The 531-nt window shown below is 69.1% G+C and carries 1 protein-coding gene; it reads right to left on the bottom strand.

Annotation, left to right across the window (positions count from 1 at the left end; translation table 11 throughout):
• Positions 1-90: 90 nt before the first annotated feature.
• A partial coding sequence (locus B2W22_RS20090; RefSeq protein ID WP_286939336.1) for a GntR family transcriptional regulator occupies positions 91-531 on the bottom strand: 441 nt, incomplete at its 5' end.

The following is a 531-nucleotide window of genomic DNA, read 5'->3' as shown; positions in this document are numbered from 1 at the left end:
AGCCCAAAAGCCCAAAAGCCCGAGAGCCCGAAAGCCCGCGCGCCCCCAAGCCCGAATGTTGGCAACCCCCGCAGGCCCCCCCGCCCGCCTTCACGCCGCCTTCGCGCGGCGTGTGGCGTACAGCCGGTGCAACGTAATCTTGCGCACCGCCTCCTGACTGTCCTTGATATGCGCGCGCAGCAGCGCCGCGGCGCTCGCGCCGTCGCGCGCCAGTACGGCGGACAGGATCGCGGCGTGTTCCCGGTAGGTAGTGCCGATGCGATCAGGCTGGGTGAAATCGAGCCGACGCACGATGCGGATCCGCTCGGTCGCAGCCCGATGCACCCGTGCGATCTCTGGGTTGCCGGCGGCGGCCACCAATTCGATATGAAAGCGCTCGTCCAGGTCGGCCAGCCATTCGCAATCGCTGGACCGCTCGCTCTCATCCACCAGCCACGTCTCCACGAGCGGGCGCAGCGCCAGCAGCGGATCGGGCGATTGCCCGGGCGTGCACAGCGCATGAACCGCTGCCGCTTCCAGCACGCTGCGCAG

It is taken from the genome of Achromobacter sp. UBA4530 (assembly GCF_002388205.1).
Lineage (GTDB): Bacteria > Pseudomonadota > Gammaproteobacteria > Burkholderiales > Burkholderiaceae_B > Achromobacter > Achromobacter animicus.
This window is presented reverse-complemented; position numbering and strand designations above follow the sequence as displayed.